Genomic DNA, 19605 nt, shown 5'->3' with positions numbered 1-19605 from the left:
GAGTTGCGCGGCTCGGTGGTTGGCTCTGGTTTCGAGTTCGGCATAAGTCCAGCGATCAATACCATCGATGACGGCAATCGCTTGTGGCGTGGCGCTGCCCTGCATACTGATTTGCTGCTCCAGACGCGGCGTGGGCGCAAATGTAGCTAAATCAAACTGTGCGGCACATCCATACTGCAATAACTGTTGCTGCTCTTGCGGTGCAATCACATTCAATTCAGATACCCACATACTGCAAGATTCGCAAAATGCCTGTATCACTTGCTGCAAAGTTGCGCCTGCATGGTGACAAGTCGCAGCATCAATGACTGCAGGATCGTGACTGAGTAAAAACTCCATACGCTCATCGCCGATGTCTGTCACATAGAGTGACAGTGGCGTCATTTCCAGCATGGGATTTCCCGTTAACTCTATGCGCAATTGTCCTAGCCTGAGCTCACGAATCTGTACCGGAACCTGGCGATACGACATGACCGCATCATACAGTCGATTATGTGCTGAACCTGACATGCCGATAGCGCGGCAAAGCGCATCAATTGGCGTACGCTGATGGCGGAAATCTTCATCTAAATCTTTCGACAGAGCGCATATGGTTTGCTTCAGGCTTAACTCAGGCTGAATCTGGCAACGTACCGGCAAGGCACGGGACAACATACCAATCACATCTTTTGATGTGAAATCCCGTCCATGCAGCGCCAGCCCAATCGCGAAATCCATCTCGCCCTGGCGACGCGACAAGCTCACTGCCAGCAATGCTAATAACACCCGCTGATCAGTGATGCCGATACGGGTACAGGCAGAGCGCCAACGGCTGAGTTCCGCCCCTTCCATACACCAGGTCAAGGGTTGCGATGAAAATGAGACTTGCGCACCCGAACCCGGCTGCTCAAACAACTTAGCTGGTAAGGTATCGAAACGGCGCTGCCAATAGGCCAGATCGGCTGTCGCCTGCGGCGAAGCACTATACATGTGATCAGCCATCACTACAGACACGAATGAACTACCGTCCGGCAGCTCCGGCACACTGTCCTGTAACAGCGTGTTATAGATGTCAAACCAGCGTTGCATGATCAGGTCCAGCGTAATCAGATCAGCGATCAAATGATGAATACGCCACACAACTACGCTGGCCTGGTGCTCACACTGCAGCAAATCAAACTGAAATAAGGCATGTTCACCCAAGGGCATCACGCTGCTCAATATGTCTTGTACTTCTAAGTCCAGCGATGCACACTCAGCGAGTTCTTTGATACACAGTGGCGCTGAGGCTGCACTTTCCAGCCACTGACGCGGGGTATGCACATCAACCCGCAAACGCAAAGCATCATGCTGCGCCAACAGCAAGCTTATGGCCTGGCGAAACAAAGCATGATCAATTTCGCCATGTAGTTTGGCCTGACCGGATAATTGGTAGGCGACAGGATTCACGCCCAGACGCAAATCCAGCCAGATCGCACGTTGCGCACCACTCAAATCAAAGTAGTCGCGTTGGGTTACATTCAATGCAGGGAGGTCGCTCTGATTCATAATGGTATTTCCAATAGCTAGGCCAGGCCGGAGCTAAGGTGAGAAAAATGTCGGGTACGCAGCTGAAACAAAGTGGCCAGCGCCAATGTACGCAGACAGCGCGACAACAGCATTGCCCACAGCAAGCCCGCGACGCCAAACTGCAGCCTGAAGCTTAACCACCATGCAGCCACTACCAGCAACACGCTAACCACAACATCCAATACGAATAAGGCTTTGAGCTGACCCAGACTGCGCAATGCAGCACTCATTGCAAAACCGGGCGCATCACACAGGACTATTGCCACGCCGATCAGCATTAAGCTACTGACTGTGCTGACCAGAATGGGGTCTGAACTCAGCCAGGTGCTGATAGCGACTGGCGCCAGCAAAAAAGGCAGAACCATCATCAGACCAAGACCTGCACTGAGCGCTGTCGTCAGCCAGCCGGTCACACGTGGCCCGTTAGTTGCAGGATTACCCTGACTGACCGCGACCCTGACTGCACTGGCATCGGACAGCCCCCAGATGACGATGCTGCAAGGCGTTAAGAGCAGTAGTACCGCCTTGAGTGCCGCCATGGCGCTACCACCTAAGCTGCCTGCCATCAGAGGAATAATCAGATTCAGCAAGTTCAGTATCAAAGCCTGCGCCGTCGCTGAATAGCCACGTAACCTCTGTGCCCGGCCATTCAGCCAGTCTTGTCTGCGCCAGCGCTTGCGTATCCCCAGTTGTACGTGATCACGCAAATTCCAGACATAGATACAAAGCCCCAGCGCCATCAGCCAACGTACTATCGTGGTCGCCCAGGCACAGCCTAAGGCTCCCATCTCAGGCAAACCCAACGCACCACTAATGAAGACCCAGTTCAAACCTATGTTGAGCAGATTTGCCAGCATGACAGCGATCACTACCGTATAAGCCCGCCCTGTCACCTCTAAAAATCCGGCGCTTGCCAATGCCACTAAAGCAGCGACAAAGCCCAGACCCAGTACAACAGAAACTGCAGCCGCAGGCGGGACCAGACTGGCATCCTGGCCGGCCAGGGGTAACCACCAGGGTGCACTGAAGCTCAATAGCATGGCACCGAGCCCACCAGCCAATGCCAGCATCATGGATTGACGCCAGACCGAGCTACGATGCGCCGTATCCTGGCCCGGACGTGCTGCCATGGTCAGTCCGGCAATCACCAATGCAGCCATTACATCTAAGGCGCGGCCTGTGGTTCCCTCTACCAGTCCCAACACCGCCAATTCATGGGTGCCTGAAGCGCTGAACTGCGCGACCATCACGCCATCAGCAAGCGACATTCCAGCCAGTCCGACCCGGGACACGATCATAGGACCAGCAAGCGACAGAAAACACCTGGCTTCCTGCACCAGACTCGGCATACTGACCGTCATCGCATTTTTTTCCATTCAATTGACAACTGCCTGCAAGCTAAATGTCGCGTTTTCATGTGGCGCTACCTGCATTGATGGCGGCCATGAGCATATCCGCAATCGCATTGACATTCCCCGCTTGCAGCATCTGCATCACAGACACCGGACGACCCAATTCATTTTCCAGCGAGTCCGCCAGCTCTACCGCCATCAATGAATCCAGACCCATTTCCGAAAGTGGGCGCGAGACATCAACCTGGGCAGCACCTGTACCCAAAATACGGCCCAACAGTCCACATAAAGTTTCAATCACAGCAGCACGACGCGCATCTGGTGCCAGCTCGCGCAGTCGTTCAGCCAGGGTGATCTGACTTTGCCCTCCGGCTTCTGTCGCAGCCTGAGGCGTCAAATAACGGAAACGCAGTGTGCGTGCCAAGGGCATGAGCTGCGCCATACGCTGTAAATTGAACGGAGCGACACACACACGGCTGAAACCAAGCGCCATCAACCGCCCTAATTCCTGCAATGCTGCGGCCGAACTGACAGAATGCACCCCTGAACGGGCTTGCAAATGGGTCTGCAAATCGGCACTGCGCGTGAGGACCCCAACATCCTGTATTCCCCCCCAGCCGACCGCCAGGGCTGGCAGACCGCGCTGACGCCGCCACAAGGCCAAGCCTTCCAGATACAAATTCGCCGCCACATAGTTAGCCTGACCAGGATTACCGATAGTGGTGGTACCCGACGAAAACATGACAAAGTGGTCCAGCTGGTCATGCTGGGTCTGTTCATGCAAGTGCCAGGCACCCAGAATTTTTGGTGCTAACACTTGCTGTATGCGCTGGGCATCCAGCTTCACGACCGGCGCATCGTCCAGCACCATCGCAGCATGTACTACGCCGCGTAACGGCGGCATAGATGTACGGATTTCGCCCAATACCTGAGCCAGATCCTCTGCCCTGGTGACGTCTGCAGCAAATGCACGTACGCTGGCACCGGCGGCTCGCATCACTGCGATCCCGGCCTGTGCCTCGTCGCTGCCAGCACCGCTGCGGCTCAACAGTGCCAGATGACGTGCGCCGCGTGCTACCAGCCAGCGTGCCGTTGCCAGACCGAAGCCGCCCAAACCGCCAGTGACCAGATAGGTCGCATCGGCACGCAAAGTCAGTTGTTCATCGAATACGGAAGGTAATGTTTCTCCGGGTAGTGGCAAGGTGATGAGGATTTTTCCTACATGACGCGATTGTTGCATCAGCCGGAAAGCCTGCGCCGCGCGCTGAACCGGAACAGCCTGATACGGCAAGGGGCGCAGGGACTTAGTATCAAATAAATCCATCAGTTGCCGGAACAGACTGCGTGCCAGTGCCGGACGCTCTATCAGCAAAGTATCGGCATCGATACCAAAATAACTCAGGTTATTGCGGAAAGGACGCAGACCTATGCGAGAGTTTGCATACAAATCACGCTTACCAATTTCCAACATACGGCCAAATGGCCGCAAAATTTGCAGATTCTTGGTGATCGCTTCACCTGCCAGCGAGTTAAGAATCACATCCACACCGTTGCCATTGGTAATCCGCATTACTTCATCGGCATAGGCCAGTGAGCGCGAATCAAGCACATGGTCTGCTCCCAGCAAACGCAACAGGCGGCGTTTATCCTCATTCCCGGCAGTAGCGAACACTTCCGCACCGCATAACTTCGCGACCTGTAAAGCGGCCAATCCGACACCACCGGCAGCACCATGAATCAGCACAGTTTCACCGGGTTCCAGCCGTGCCAGATAATGCAGCGCATAAAACGCAGTAAGGAATGCCGTTGGTATGGTCGCGGCTTCTTCAAAATTCAACGCTTGCGGCATATGTACTACCGCAATCGCCTTAGTCGTGACATGACTTGCGAAACACGCGGTCGCAAACGCGATTACACGGTCGCCTGGTTTGAAATCAGTCACCTCGGAACCGACTGCAGTCACCGTACCGGAACACTCCATACCAATAGTGGCGCCTGAAAAGCCATGCTCCACCGCTTCCTCCGGCAGCATCCCCATTGCCCATAGCACATCGCGGTAATTCAGCCCGGCAGCGCGCACCGCAATTTCCACTTCGTCTCTGGCAGGCGCTCTTCGTTCCAGGCGACGTAGTGTCAACCCATCCAGCCCGCCTTGAGCCGGGCTATCGAGCCGCAAGGCATGCACCTTGTCAACAGGCGGCATACAATCGTCCTCGCCCGCGAGCTCCATACGATGCACATAACGCTGATCTGCAGTCAGCAGCACTTCAGTTTCTGCATCTTTACGTATCAGCTCATCCAGCAATAAGCGCGCGCCGGCGGCATCTAAGCCGGCATGCAAATCAATCAGTTTCGGCGCATAGCGGGCATGCTCATTGCTGGCGACACGCACAAAGCCCCACAGCGCGATCTGAGCCGGATCGAGTGCAGGTTCTCCGCCCGGTGCGGCCATAGCTGCATGTGTTACGAAGTGTAGTTTCGGCGCTTTTTCAGGTGCCAGCGCTTCCAGTGTCTGTATCAGTGTCAGCGCCGAGGCACAGCGCAGTTGTGCAGTCGCCAGTTCAGCGTCTGCGGTTCCCGTGCTGCTGTCGAGTCCAACCACGTGTACGATGTGTTGTACGCCAGTCTGTAACTGAGCGGTGAGTGCGACTTCATCAAATACCTTGAAATTGGCAGGGTAATCGCGTTGACTCAGCTGCGTTGCCAGTTGCTGCGCAAACGCACTGGTGCGGGGATTCGCATCGCTCAGAACCAGCCACTGACTACCGGTTTCGAACTGCTCTTCCTGTACTGTCAAAGCATGCACAGCAAGCTTTGCAGGTTTTTGGGCCAGTAGTAAAGATTTGTAGTAATGTTCACTACCGTCAGCCAACACGCTGAAGTGAAACCCGGCCTGCTCCAGCATATCGCGCCAGGATGACAATTGCTGACCATGTATTCCTATAAACCGGTTAAACGCTTCTGCCTGGGCGGCTGCGATCAGCGCATAACCACCTGGTGCCAGCAAAGTATGGACATGCCTCAAAGCACTGATATTGTCAGGTGATCCTGGCAAGGTGTGAGCACATATAACAATGTCAAAACATCCGGCCGATGCCTGCAAATTCAGTTCAGATGCATGTAAATCGAGCAGCTGAGTGCGCAACACATGGGTTCCTGCAAAGCGCTGCGTAACCCGATCTATGTTCGCCTGCTGAGAATCGCTGAATACATAATCCGCATTACAAGCCGGCAAGAGTGGCAGTAAAGTCGTCGTAATCGCTCCCTGACGGCCAGCCAGTTCCAGTATGCGCACCGGCCGTCCGGCTGGCCACTGTGTCAGCAGTTGCGCTAACGCAGCCGCAGTCAGCTCGCTCATACTGGCCTGACAAGGTGCACCATCAAGCAACACATCCAGTGCACTGTCCGGAATAGTCACCTCCGCACGTAAAATCAGCGGCAGGTTCTCACCTATGCGGGCAAGCAACATTAACTCTCGTGCATAAGCAGGATAATCACGCCAGATATCAAGCCACTGAGAATCAGCAGATTTTTGCTGCTCAACCGGCATAAAGCGCCACATGCCTTCCTGCTCAACAGCGGCACCAGCGCATTGTGCCAGTTGCAGCAGGCTTTCCAGCAAAGCAGCTTGCTCATCACTGATATTGGTGCGTCGTTGCAAACGCCCAAGGGTGAAGTTACCCTGAGCGCCCAGTGCCTGCAGTGCATCGCACGCATACGCGGCCAGCAAGGCGTTCAGGCGTGGATACAAATCACGTTCACAGCGCAAGTTATCATGCCGTGCAAGTATCTGTTGGCGGATAGTAGCCAGACCGGCACAAACATCATCAGGCGCCGGCAAATTAATCGCATGCACCGCGCGTCCTGCATTGCTGCTGTCGGGTCGCCAATGTTCAACCAGACGTGGCATGGTCGTGGCAGAATTGCGGAACTCTACTTTCTGCAAACGTGCATCTGTCAGTGTCAGCAGCACCTGACCATGTTCATCTGCCACTACAAAATCGGCAACCCCGGAGCGCGCGCTTTCGCTGCGCAATACCACATGACAGAATACGCGGGATGGTAAAGCACCATAACTACGGGTACGCCCAACATGTACGGGAATGAAGGCACACGGACGTTCTTCAGTTTGGGCCAGCAAAGAAATCAGTACTTGCAGACATGCATCCACGACAGCAGGATGGGCACGGTATCCCAGCGTTGGTCCCACTATGGACGTCACCCCGCCATCATCGATTGTTAAAGGCGTTGCTGCACCGCGTCCAATGGCGGCCGCAATCTCAGAGTTAGCAACAATTTCCGCCACCGCGCTGCGATTTTCCGCATCCGGAACACTCAGGAAGACCGTTTGTACGCCCTGAAACGCTGGCCCGTAGGGCAAGCCACGCCGCGCTGTTTCACGGTAATGTGCAGCTGCTTCAACTCGCAACGGATGGTTTTCACGCAAGGCATCCAGATCGAGACTGACTGGCCGCTCCAGGATCGCTGCCTTGGTCAGACGTCCACGGGTATGGATGGTGCTGACGGCTTCATGATAAGGGCTGGGACTGCTGGGTCGCCCGCGGATTTCCCAGGTTCCGTCCGCACTATCCACATTCATTTGTAGCACGGGCGTATCAGAAATCACCATAGGTTTGAGGATATCGACATTTTCAATATCAATGACTGTGTCACCCAACAGCCTTTGTGCTGCACTCAGTGCGACTTCCAGATAGGCTGCAGCAGGAAATACAGGCGCATCCTGCACACGGTGATCCAGCAACCATGGATGCAGATTGGGATCTATCGTGTTTTCCCAGTGTGCCTCATGTGTTCCGGCGCGCCAACCCAGCAAGGGATGTTCACGATGGATAGGTGCCATCGTATCCGGGATGGAATTCCAGCCGCGCCAATGACGTTCGCGCTGCCATGGATAGGCAGGTAATTCCAGATGTTTAAGCGGTACCGGATATGTGTTTGCGACATGACTCATCCCATGCGCATGCGCGGCCAGTATTACTGACCACAGGTTATCGAGATCATTCTCCGCCTTGCCCGCTGCCGGCCTGCGCAGAGTCCCGACTGCCATTACCGTCAGGGACAAACCTGACGCAGATTGATTCACATATTCACGCAACACCGGATGCGGACCGATTTCTATGAAATGCCGGATACCCAAATCCTGCATGGCATAAACACTACATTCAGAAAAACGGACCGGCTCACGTATATTGCGCCACCAGTATTCAGCATTGAGCTGCTCACCTTGCAGCAGCATGCCATCAACGCTGGAAACAAATGGCACTGTGCATGGACCAGGCTGCAATGAGTGCAGGTTTACTAACAGTTCATCACGAATCAAATCCATCGCGGTGGTATGAAACGGATAATCCAGCGTCAGCATGCGCGCGAATTTACCGGCTTCCGTCAACTCTGCGCACAACTGCTCCAACAAATCAGGACTACCAGCGACCGTGACAGCACGCGGTGCATTGATAGCAGCGATTTCGAGAAATCCACTTTGCTCAGCCAACACGTGGGCGATCGCCTGTTCAGCCTCTGCAGCACTCACACCCAAGGCAGCCATACGGCCTGTTCCTGCTGTTTTCGCCTGACCTGTGCTACGGTGATAAATGACGGCAGTGGCCTGAGCCAGCGTCAACGCGCCGGAGGCATAAGCAGCAGCAGCCTCACCGACGCTATGTCCGAACACCGCATCCGGCACTATGCCAGCATCACGCAAGATATGGGTTAAGCCGACTTGCAGTGCAAATAAAGTGGGTTGCGCCACTTCCGTCAGCGCCATGCGTGAGCTGTCTGCATCGCGCTGCAATTCATCGACCAGCGACCAGCCCGCCAAGGCTTGGAAATGTGCATCGACTTCAGCGATCACTGCCGCAAATTTGGGGTGCGCTGCCATCAAACCACAAGCCATACCCTGCCATTGCGGTCCATTGCCGGAAAATACAAAGGCCACTTTACTGCGTTGCGTGGCAGAGGCACGGCCAACGCTGACCGCGACGCCAGGCGTATCTGCCAGATACTGTTCCAGTTCAGTGACCGCCGCCGCAACCGTCGCCGCGCGCAAGGCAAGCCGACAGGCGTGCTGTGTCCGGTCGTGAATCGCAGCGGCACACAGCGTAGCCCAATCGAGGTCAGGATGCGCTCTCAAATAGTCCAGCCATTGTTGCGCCATTGCTTTGAGCGCTTTCGGTGTCTGCGCCGAAAGCAGCAATAACTGGTCTGCGTTTTGCGCCTGAGCATTGGCTACAACTGCCTGACTCGTGTCAGCCGGTTTGCTTGCTGCACGATACTCCTGTATCACTGCATGACCATTGGTGCCGCCAAAACCAAAAGAATTCACGCCGAACACCAGTGGTTGCGCGCTGTCCGGCAGAGCCAGTGGCTGGTCAACTACAGAAAGCCGCCAGCCAGCAAAATCGATGTTTGGATTCGGTGTATTAAAGTGCAAATTCGCAGGAATCTCTCTGTGCTTTAACGACAGCAGTATCTTGGTAATGCCAGCGATTCCGGAAGCAGGCTCCAGGTGCCCGATATTCGATTTAATGGAGCCTATATATAAGGGCGTATCACCACTACGCTGACTGCCAAGGATTTCACCCAGAGCAGAACATTCAATCGGATCACCGACTGCGGTTCCGGTGCCATGTGCTTCGACATAAAATACCTGATCCGGGCTCACCCCCGCCTTGCTATACACCTCACGCAACAGCCGCGCCTGTGCTTCGGCACTCGGTAAAGAGATGCCCATCGTTTTACCGTCAGAATTCACCCCGGTCGCCAGGATCACACCCAGGATACGATCACCGTTACGCTCTGCAGCCGCCAGCGGTTTCAACAGCAGCATGCCTCCGCCTTCAGCCCTGACATATCCGGCGCCATCTGCATCAAAACTCTTGCAACGCGAATCCGGTGCCAGCATAGAAGCCTGAGAAAATCCTATCCACGGCAAAGGCGTGAGCAGCATGTTCGCGGCACCAACCAACGCCATATCGGCGTCGCCGCTGAGCAGACTGTTGCACGCCATGTGCAGACTGACCATGCCAGATGAACATGCCGTATCGATGGTCATGCTCGGCCCCTTCAGGTCGAGTATGTAAGAAATTCGGTTAGAGGCAATACTCAATGCCATACCCGTATTGGAGTACGCATCCGGAGTATGGATAATGCTCAGATCGCCGTAATCATGATTCGACAGACCAACAAACACAGCCGTATTGGTACCTGCCAGTTTTTTCGGTACCAGATTCGCGTCTTCCAGCGCTTCCCATGCCAGTTCCAGTAACAGTCTTTGTTGCGGATCCACCTGGCGCGCTTCACGTGGCGAGATGCCAAAAAACTCAGCGTCAAAGCTATCTATGGTATCCAGAAAACCACCTTCGAAGGCATAAATACGATGCGGGCGTTCTGCATCCGGATCGTGGTAACCCAAATCCCAGCGATCGCCCTTAGCGGGAGAAATGCCATCCACACCCTGCTTCAGGTGCTTCCAAAGTTGATCCAAATTATTTGCACCGCCAGGATAGCGGCCCGAACAGCCAATAATTGCAATTGCTGCGGGAGTGTGAGTTGGCGTATTCATAAAGTAAAAGTAGAACTGAGTAACAAAAGCAACTTCCAAAATTCTGGCGTTTATCGTTAACTTTCATCTACGAAAACGCAGCATCCGGCACGTATAGCGAAACAAAATCCCCGTCAAAGAACAGAAGCAAGGCAAAAGCGTTTTCTATTCATTCAGTCAGGAAATACTGATCTGAAAAAAAATCGCCGACCGCACTCAGCGCCGATTTTTCTGGCTAAGCCCTGATAAAAAAAGTTTCGTTGCACTATTGATAGGAATAATAGAACGGAAAGTATTTTGTATTTTCACCATGCTTATTGCCGAAACATTATTTATCATTTTTTCCATAAAAATACGGAAAATTTGTTACCAATTCCCGACACATTTTCAAAAGGAAACAATTGAATTTCCATGATGAAAACATTTATTCAATTGGGAAATACTCGTACATTTCCCCTATGCAAATTTATTTTAAAATAGAGATATTTTGATTATTAAGGAAATGCTGCTTCCGTACTTTCCATCATTAAAAATCAACATTAGAATCAAAAAAATCTTTAATTATCGGCAGTTCAAATAAGCAATAGACCTGAATATTTCGTCTGACCGAAAAAAATTTCGTAGCATTTTCGATACATTTTCTTAAACGATTGTGACTGAAATATTAATTTTCCCAACACTAAATTCCAGCTTCACTTACAGCAACTTTCGAACATCTGGAAATGAAAAATATAAAGCTTCGAATTGATAAAAATCACTAAAGCACATTCTGAAACAGATACTTACCAGCATCACGGGCAACAAAAAAAACCGAAGTTCACTGTGACCGGGCACTAATATCGATTGAAAATAAATTGATTAACAAAAACAGGAAACTTACTTTCCATTTCTGATATGCAAACATTGACACTTAGCATGATTTTCTCGCTCACTCAGATCTGCATATCTGTTCCATACCCAGCAGAAACATCTGATATTGAAAAAATTTTCTTCCGGAAAAATCTGTCAAACCTGCCAACTTGAATTCGCAGAGTGATTCACTTAGGCTAGACCAACATCAGAACAAGTGCCGTCGCTTATCAGCGCACGAAAGCTTTTCAATTAGCTCGAATTCAGCTGACAAAGTGTTAGTAAGCAAACGTTTAAAACCAATACCATTTTCAGAGATTAATTTTCCTTTTTGGAGTCTTGAGCATGACCCGTGTGACACCAACCCCGCAAGGCAGCACCAGCATATTTGCAGACATCCATTTTTTGCGAAAAGAGATACAGGCAGAAGGCCTGGACACGAAGGGCATCCTGAAAATCAATGTATGGCGCGCTTTGGCTGATGCCTGCACCGATTGGATATTGATATTTGCCTGCGTATGGCTGGTGTATGCAGTGAGCTGGTGGCTGGCACTGATCGCAGTACCGCTACTGGGTGGTCGCCAGCGCGCGCTGGGCAACTTATTACATGATGCGGTGCATCGCAATCTAAGTCGCAATGTGACCATCAATACCCTGATCACCAATTGCCTGATCGCACCGCCCATGATGTCGAATTTTCGCAATTACACCGAGGTGCATTTGCAGCACCACATGAAACTTGGTGGCGAGCAGGACCCGGAAAGTTTTTTGCCTGCGTATGGCACGACATGGAAGTCATGGACCGGCGCTTTTCTGAAAAGCTTTTTTAGCCCAACCACCTGGATCTATTCAGCGCTGGGCGTGCTTGTATATGGCTTAAGCGTGGAATCTTTCGCCTATATCGTGCTCTGGTGGACAGTTGTGACAGGAAGCTTGGGGCTGGCAATCAGCTGGGAGTTTGCCTGGACTTTTGTCGCGCTGTGGTTCATTGCGCGCGCCAGCACATTTCATGGCTTTACCGCCTTTCGCACGCTGTGTGATCACTGGGCATTAGCACCTGGCGGCGTATTCAGCCGCAGTCGTGAAGTGGCCACCAACAACCTGCTGCGCTGGTTTATCCATCCTTACAATAATTGCTTTCACCTGTCACACCATTTAATGCCGGGCATTCCGTATTACCATTTGCCGCAAGCGCATCAGCTGTTTCAAAAAACAAAAATTTTCCGTGAACAGGCGATCGTATGTGATGCGTATTTTTTTGGCCCCAAAGCCGTCATCAGATACAAAACTGTGAAAGTGGAATCCACTGCATTTTAGGGGTTTGGCGCAGAGTCTGAGGAAGGCAGGCAACAGAGAACTCCGCACCAGATATAGCTTACAGGCCGATTTGCCGCCAGCAGCCGCATAGCTACTCAGTCTTTGCGTTTGAATTCTTTGACCAGAGTGCTGCTGCCTGCATTGACAACAGCACTCTGGTGCAAGCTGAACAGCGTCAGTTAACGCTGCATGCTTTCCCAGACTTTCTGCAAACGCTTGACCGACACCGGCATAGGGGTTTTCAATTCCTGAGCGAACAGCGAAACACGCAGCTCTTCCAGCAACCAGCGGTATTCCAGCATCTTAGGATCGATATCTGAGGCTAAGCCCGTTTTGCGCGGCGTACGCTGCCAGCCCTGGGCAGCACCATTCCACTCTGCCTGTTGCCGCGCATCGCGTGCCGGATCAGCGCGCAGCTTATCGATACGCACATTGATGGCTTTCAGATAGCGTGGAAAATGCGCAAGCTGACTGAATTCATTCTCAGCGATGAAGCGCTTAGTGATCAGCGACTGCAACTGACTTTGGATATCTGCCAGGGCTTGCGGATGCGCTTTCAAGCCCTGCAGCTTTTTAGGCAAGGTATAAAACTCGGCCAGGATCAAGCCTGCCAGACGTGCGATTTCATTGGCCAGCAAATTCAGTCTGGCCTTACCTTCCTCGCGCCGGATATTGAATTCACCGGAATTGGCAGGCAAAGGCGCCTGCAGACAGGCGCGTTCGATTGCGGTCTGAATAATCTGCTCGCGCAATTCTTCCTGCGAACCCAGTGCCATGAATTGCATGCCCATCTGCTGTAAGCCGGGAATATTTTTTTCTAAAAATTTCACCTGCTCTTTGAGCTGCAAGGCGAACAGACGACGCAGGCCGATACGATGATAGCGCGCGGCCTCATCAGGATCATCGAATACCTCAATATGACAATGCGTGAGCTTATCGACCAGCGCAGGATAACCAATCAGGGTTTGCTTACCCTGCTGCACTTCCAGCAATTCGGGCAGACTATCAAAGGTCCAGGCAGTCAGATTTTCTTGCTGATATAAGGCCGGTGCGGCTGACTGCACACTGCTTGCTGCACCTTGCTTGCCGGATGGCGCAGCTGACTGCGGCGCTGGTTTGCCTGCACCTTTGCCAGCGCTCGCCGCTGCTTGTGGCGCGCCACCTTCTAACAAGGCCAGTTTTTCGGCACTCGCTAATTTTTGAAAACTTTCGCGTGCCTGAGTACCGAACTCTGCGCGTAAATGCGCGAGATTCCGTCCCATCTCAAGCTGACGGCCATGCTCATCCACCACCTTGAAATTCATGGTCAGATGGGCGGGCAGTAATTCAAATTTAAAGTCGGTGGTTTTACACATCAAGCCAGTCTGCTCGCGGATATCCGCAATCACCGCATCCAGGAAGTTGCCCTTACCCTGCTCAACGCGCTCACAAAATCCCGCCGCATAATCAGGCAAGGGCACGCAATGGCGCCGGATTTTTTGCGGCAGTGATTTAATCAGCAAATGCACCTTTTCTTTCAGCATACCCGGCACCAGCCATTCGGCACGATCAGCCGAGACCTGATTCAGTGAAAACAAGGGTACCGTTAATGTCACGCCATCGCGCGCACTGCCGGGTTCAAAGTGGTAACTAAGCTGCAAAGCGACACCCGATACCTGCATGGTTTTCGGGAACAGATCGGTCGTAACGCCAGCCGCTTCATGCCGCATCAACTCATCTTTATTCAGATATAGCAGTTTGGGATTGCTGCTGGTCGCCTCTTTATGCCATTGCTCAAACAAGACCGCATTCCAGACATCGGCCGGGAGATGCTGATCGTAAAACGCGACAATTAACTCATCATCCACCAGCACATCCAGCCTGCGCGACTTGTGCTCCAGATTTTCAATTTCACGCACCAGTTTCTGGTTGTAGGCAAAAAACGGTGCGCGTGTATCGAATTCGCCACCGACCAGGGCCTCTCGTATAAATATCTCGCGTGCTTCGACCGGATGGTAGTGACCATACTGAATACGGCGCTGGCTATAGACCACCAGACCATATAACGTGGCACGCTCAAACGCACTGACTTGCCCGCTGCGCTTTTCCCAGCGCGGCTCGCCATAAGATTTTTTGAGCAAATGGCCACCGATTTTTTCCAGCCATTCCGGCTGTATCTGTGCGATGCAGCGACCATACAGACGCGAGGTATCCACTAATTCAGCTGACATAATCCAGCGTCCGGCTTTTTTGGCCAGACTGGAACCGGGCCAGATATAAAAGCGGATGCCACGTGCGCCCAGATAATGCGCTTCTTCGTCAGATTTATATCCTATATTGCCAAGCAAACCCGTCAGCAGCGACAGGTGTAACTGCTCATAGGTAGCCGGTGTTTCATTCAGCCGCCAGCCCTGCTCTTTCACTATGGTCAGCAATTGCGAATACACCTCGCGCCATTCGCGCAAACGCATCTGACTCAGGAAATTGGAGCGGCAATTATCCTGTAACTGACGATTAGTCTTCTTGTGCTCAATCGCGTCTTCAAACCAGGTCCAGATTTTCAGATACGACAGGAATTCTGATTTTTCATCGGCAAATTTTTTATGCGCCTGATCGGCCGCCGCCTGCGCTTCCATAGGCCGGTCACGCGGGTCTTGCACCGATAAAGCAGAAGCGATAATCAATACCTCGTGCAAGGCCTGATGATCGCGCGCCGCCAGGATCATACGCCCCACTCGTGGGTCCAGCGGCAGCTTCGCCAGCTGACGGCCCACCGGCGTCAACTGATTACTTTCATCCATCGCGCCCAGCTCTTGCAATAACTGGTAGCCATCAGCGATGGCACGGCCCAAGGGCGGCTCGATGAATGGGAAAGTCTCCACATCGGTCAGACGCAGCGACTTCATACGCAAGATGACTGCGGCCAGCGAGGAACGCAAAATCTCAGGCTCGGTAAATGGCGGGCGCTGCTGGAAATCCTGTTCATCAAACAAACGGATACACACACCCGCAGCGACACGACCGCAACGGCCTGCGCGCTGATTGGCGGCCGACTGCGCAATCGCCTCGACCTGCAATTGCTCGACTTTATTGCGATAACTGTAGCGCTTGACACGCGCCAGTCCGGTATCGACCACGAAGCGTATACCAGGCACAGTCAGCGAGGTTTCCGCCACATTGGTGGCTAACACGATACGGCGCGCATTCGAACTCTTAAACACCCTTTCCTGCTCTTGCGCAGAAAGCCGCGCAAACAGCGGCAGGATTTCCACATGCGGCGGATGGTGTTTGCGTAAAGCCTCAGCCGCATCGCGGATCTCTCGTTCGCCGGGCAGGAACACCAGCACGTCGCCGGAACCGATACGACATAACTCATCGACCGCATCAGTGATCGCGGTCATCAGGTCACGTTCTTTATCTTTCTCTGATTGCTGCACCGGGCGATAGCGCAATTCGACCGGATACAAGCGCCCCGACACCTCGATGACCGGCGCAGGCCTGGCTTCCTGCCCAGCCGCAACTGGTTCAGCAAAATGCCGCGCAAAGCGCTGGGCATCGATAGTAGCTGAGGTGATGACGAGCTTCAGATCAGGACGCTTAGGCAGCAATTGCTTCAGATAGCCGAGCAAAAAGTCAATGTTCAGGCTGCGTTCATGCGCCTCATCGATAATGATGGTGTCGTACTGGCGCAGCAGAGGATCGGTCTGGGTTTCTGCCAGCAATATCCCGTCCGTCATCAGCTTGACCGATGCACCCTGACTCAGGGTGTCGGTAAAGCGCACCTTAAACCCTACATGCTCACCCAGCGGCGAATTCAACTCTTGCGCGATACGCTTCGCGGTCGAGGAAGCGGCAATCCGGCGTGGCTGGGTGTGGCCGATCAAGCCATGCAGACCACGCCCCAGTTCCAGGCAGATCTTAGGCAACTGAGTGGTTTTACCGGAGCCGGTCTCACCACAGACGATGATGACCTGATGCTGACGCAAGGCTGCTGCGATTTCTTCGCGCCTGCCTGACACCGGCAATTCTTCCGGAAATGTAATTTCTGGCAAGGGATTACGTATGCGCTGAGCTTCAGACTTGGCAGGCGCCGGGGATTGAGCTGAAGGCACAGCAGTTTTTTGCTGCGGATACGCTTTTGAGCCAGCCGCAGACTGGCCTGGCCGCGGCTTACTGGCCTGGCCAGCACTCTTAGCACGCACGTTGTCTGGCTTTTGTGCAGCAGATGCGTCGTTTTTTCTGGTCTGCGGCGCAGGCTCAGCAGCCTGAGCCTGTTGCCTTAACTGGGTACGCAGATCGCGCAAACCGGCCAGACCATCCAGGGTCACAGGCGCGGGCTTATTCGGGGATTTTTGTTTAGATGAATTTGATGACATAGCGCTGCGCATTATCCCAGATTTTCCGTTTAATTTTCTGCTTAATCAGGATAATCAGGAACACTGCAGCGCCGGGCTGGACTATACTGAGTTTTGCACATGGCGAAGGTATACATGCCTGGCCGCCACCTTTCCTGAAGAAGAACATCATGCGACGGATACTGCTGACCCTGGTCTTACTGAATCTGCTCAGCGCCTGCAGCAGCGTGCGCCCGCCTGTGCTCAGCAGCGAGCTGTTTCAGGATCAGTGGTACGGCCCACGACCAGCATTGATCAGTGCTGAACAGGTGCTGGCGATCAACCCGGCGATGGAACAATTTCTGGAAAAAGAGGTACTGCCGCGTAGTAAAAAGACCGAACTGCGTCTGGCCTTATTTCAAGCCATCAGCCAGGACAACCGCATCACTCTGGAATATGACGCCAGCCTGACCCGCAATGCAGAACAGGCTTTCGAAGCCAAAACCGGCAATTGCCTGTCACTGGTGCTCATGACTTCTGCATTGGCGAAAAAACTTGGGCTGCAAGTTGATTACCGCAATGTGATGGTCGACACCTTATGGCTACAGGCAGATCAGCTGGTACTGGCGACTGGCCATGTGAACATCGCCTTGGGCAGATACCGTCAGGCTTACCTTTCAACATCGGATGATAATGATGTACTCGTGATTGATTTTCTGCCGCCACCGGAAGCGATCAAATATCCGTCGGTTAGCATATCGGAAGCACGCATCCTGGCTATGTACTTCAATAATCGCGCCGCGGAGTCTTTACAGCAAGCTCAGCTGAACGATGCGTATTGGTATGCCAAAAGCGCAATCGCACAAGATCCCGGCTTTCTGCCTGCACTCAATACCTTGGGCGTGATTTACCAACGCGGCCAGCACTATCAGCTGGCCAGTCAGGTCTATCGCCAGATACTCGCCGTCGCGCCGGATCATCTGCTTGCGCTCAGCAATCTGCAGGATAGCCTGAGTCGCAGCGGCGACAGCGCAGGTGCCAGCCAGATTCAAGCGAGGCTGACACAGCTACATTACCAGGAACCGTTCCGGCATTTTCAAACCGGCAAAGCCCTGTATCAACAAGCCAGCTTTACCGCCGCGCGCACTGCTTTTCAAGAGCAGCTCAGCATCACGCCTCAGCATACTGAGAGCTACCACTGGCTGGCCATGACTTATCTGCATCTGGGCGACACCACGAGTGCAAATCAACAATTGGTGTTGGCACGCGAATCCGCCACCACAGCGCAGACCAGGCAACGCTTTGACCTGAAGCTACAGGCACTGCGCGCGGCACACCACTAAGCCCTGACGAAGGAATTTGGCTTGCAAACACGCATATTGTTTACCACAATGCAGAGACCATGATCTGCACAGGCCTCAGGCAGCTACCAAATCAGCAGCAACAGCAAAGGAGAACACCATGAAACGGTTTTGCATGCTTGTGATCATCGCGGCGCTGTCTGCCTGCGCCAGCACACCGACTGCTCCACTTGCACAGGCGCCGCGGCATGACGCCGGATTCAAGCCACCCACTGCTCCGGTAGATACGACCGCAATCCTGAAAGTCAGCCCGGAAATGCAGCAATTCCTGCATAAAGAAGTCAGGCTGCAAGCGCGCCAGTCGGATAAAAAGCGCGGTTTATTCGATGCACTGCAAAGGGATAGCAAAGTCACGCTGGACTATGACAGCAGCATCACCAAAACCGCAGCTGAGACGTTTGCGAGCCGTTCAGGCAATTGCCTGTCACTGGTACTGATGACCGCTGCGATGGCCCATGCATTGGATCTGCCCGTGCACTATCAGCAGGTTTTCCTTGATGAATCCTGGAGCCGGGTCGGCAATCTGTATGTCTCTTCCGGTCATGTCAACATCATCCTTGGCACTAAAAACAGTAATTACAGCGCGCAAATGGATGACTTCAATACCTTGCTCATTGATTTCCTGCCTGGTCCGGTCGCGCATAAGCAGCGTAGCGTCTCGCTCAGCGAAGCCCGGGTACTCGCGATGTTCCTGAATAACCGTGCCGCTGAACTGTTGGCGCAGAATCAAATCGACGATGCATACTGGCATGCGACCGCGGCACTGCAAACCGAACCCAATTTCCAACCCGCCCATAACACCCTGGGCGTGATCTACCGTCGCCATGGCGATCTGGCGCTGGCTGAAACCGTATTTCGCCAGATCCTGGCGGCAGAACCGAAAAATGTAATCACGCTCAGCAATCTGGTGGAAACGCTGCAAACCATGGGAAAACCTGAGGAAGCCGCATTGCAGTTAGCCGCATTACGGCAAATTCAAACCTATCCACCCTTCCATTTTCTCAACCTGGGGCAGCACGCCATGGCGCAAGCGCAATATGCCGAAGCACGTAGCTTGTTTGAGCAAGAAGCAAAGCGCGATCCCTACAATGAAGAAACCCATTTCTGGCTGGCTCAGGCCAATCTGCGTTTGGGAGACCTCAGGGAAGCCAGTCGTCAGCTGAGTCTGGCCCGTGATCACAGCACGACGCCAGGCGCGCAGGAACTGTATGGCAAAAAGCTTAAGGCCTTAATGGCTCTGAGCCAGCAACGATAAGTTGCGACGCAGTTTTTCTCATATCTGCAATCAGCACACTGAGATTTTT

General features: G+C 53.2%; 7 protein-coding genes. 3 read left to right on the top strand and 4 right to left on the bottom strand.

The window, feature by feature from the left end; genetic code table 11:
• The 3 genes from H8K43_RS08190 to H8K43_RS08180 all read right to left on the bottom strand — a co-directional run.
• On the bottom strand, window positions 1-1527 hold a 1527-nt coding region (locus tag H8K43_RS08190; RefSeq protein ID WP_186903361.1), incomplete at its 3' end, for a condensation domain-containing protein.
• 17 nt (window positions 1528-1544) lie between these two features.
• Complete coding sequence (locus H8K43_RS08185; RefSeq protein WP_186903360.1) at window positions 1545-2909, bottom strand: MATE family efflux transporter; 1365 nt, start codon at window positions 2907-2909, stop codon at window positions 1545-1547.
• Window positions 2910-2961: 52 nt separating this feature from the next.
• Window positions 2962-10482, bottom strand: a complete 7521-nt coding sequence (locus tag H8K43_RS08180) for a type I polyketide synthase (RefSeq protein WP_186903359.1) — start codon at window positions 10480-10482, stop codon at window positions 2962-2964.
• A gap of 1173 nt (window positions 10483-11655) precedes the next feature.
• On the opposite strand from H8K43_RS08180, the gene H8K43_RS08175 reads away from it, so the two are divergent.
• Window positions 11656-12627, top strand: coding sequence for a fatty acid desaturase family protein (locus H8K43_RS08175; RefSeq protein ID WP_186903358.1), 972 nt, complete (start codon window positions 11656-11658; stop codon window positions 12625-12627).
• 179 nt (window positions 12628-12806) lie between these two features.
• Here the strand turns inward: H8K43_RS08175 and hrpA are convergent, their stop codons facing one another.
• On the bottom strand, window positions 12807-16982 hold the full coding sequence (gene hrpA / locus H8K43_RS08170) for an ATP-dependent RNA helicase HrpA (protein WP_222610991.1): 4176 nt from the start codon (window positions 16980-16982) through the stop codon (window positions 12807-12809).
• 149 nt (window positions 16983-17131) lie between these two features.
• Here hrpA and H8K43_RS08165 point away from each other — a divergent pair, with 149 nt between their 5' ends.
• Both H8K43_RS08165 and H8K43_RS08160 read left to right on the top strand, forming a co-directional pair.
• A complete protein-coding gene (locus tag H8K43_RS08165; protein ID WP_186903357.1) occupies window positions 17132-18283 on the top strand; it encodes a hypothetical protein in 1152 nt (383 codons plus the stop codon).
• 118 nt (window positions 18284-18401) lie between these two features.
• On the top strand, window positions 18402-19556 hold the full coding sequence (locus tag H8K43_RS08160; RefSeq protein ID WP_186903356.1) for a tetratricopeptide repeat protein: 1155 nt from the start codon (window positions 18402-18404) through the stop codon (window positions 19554-19556).
• Window positions 19557-19605: the final 49 nt, after the last annotated feature.

This window comes from Cognatundibacterium curvum (assembly GCF_014284235.1).
GTDB classification, from domain to species: Bacteria; Pseudomonadota; Gammaproteobacteria; order Burkholderiales; family Burkholderiaceae_D; genus Undibacterium; species Undibacterium curvum.
This window is presented reverse-complemented; position numbering and strand designations above follow the sequence as displayed.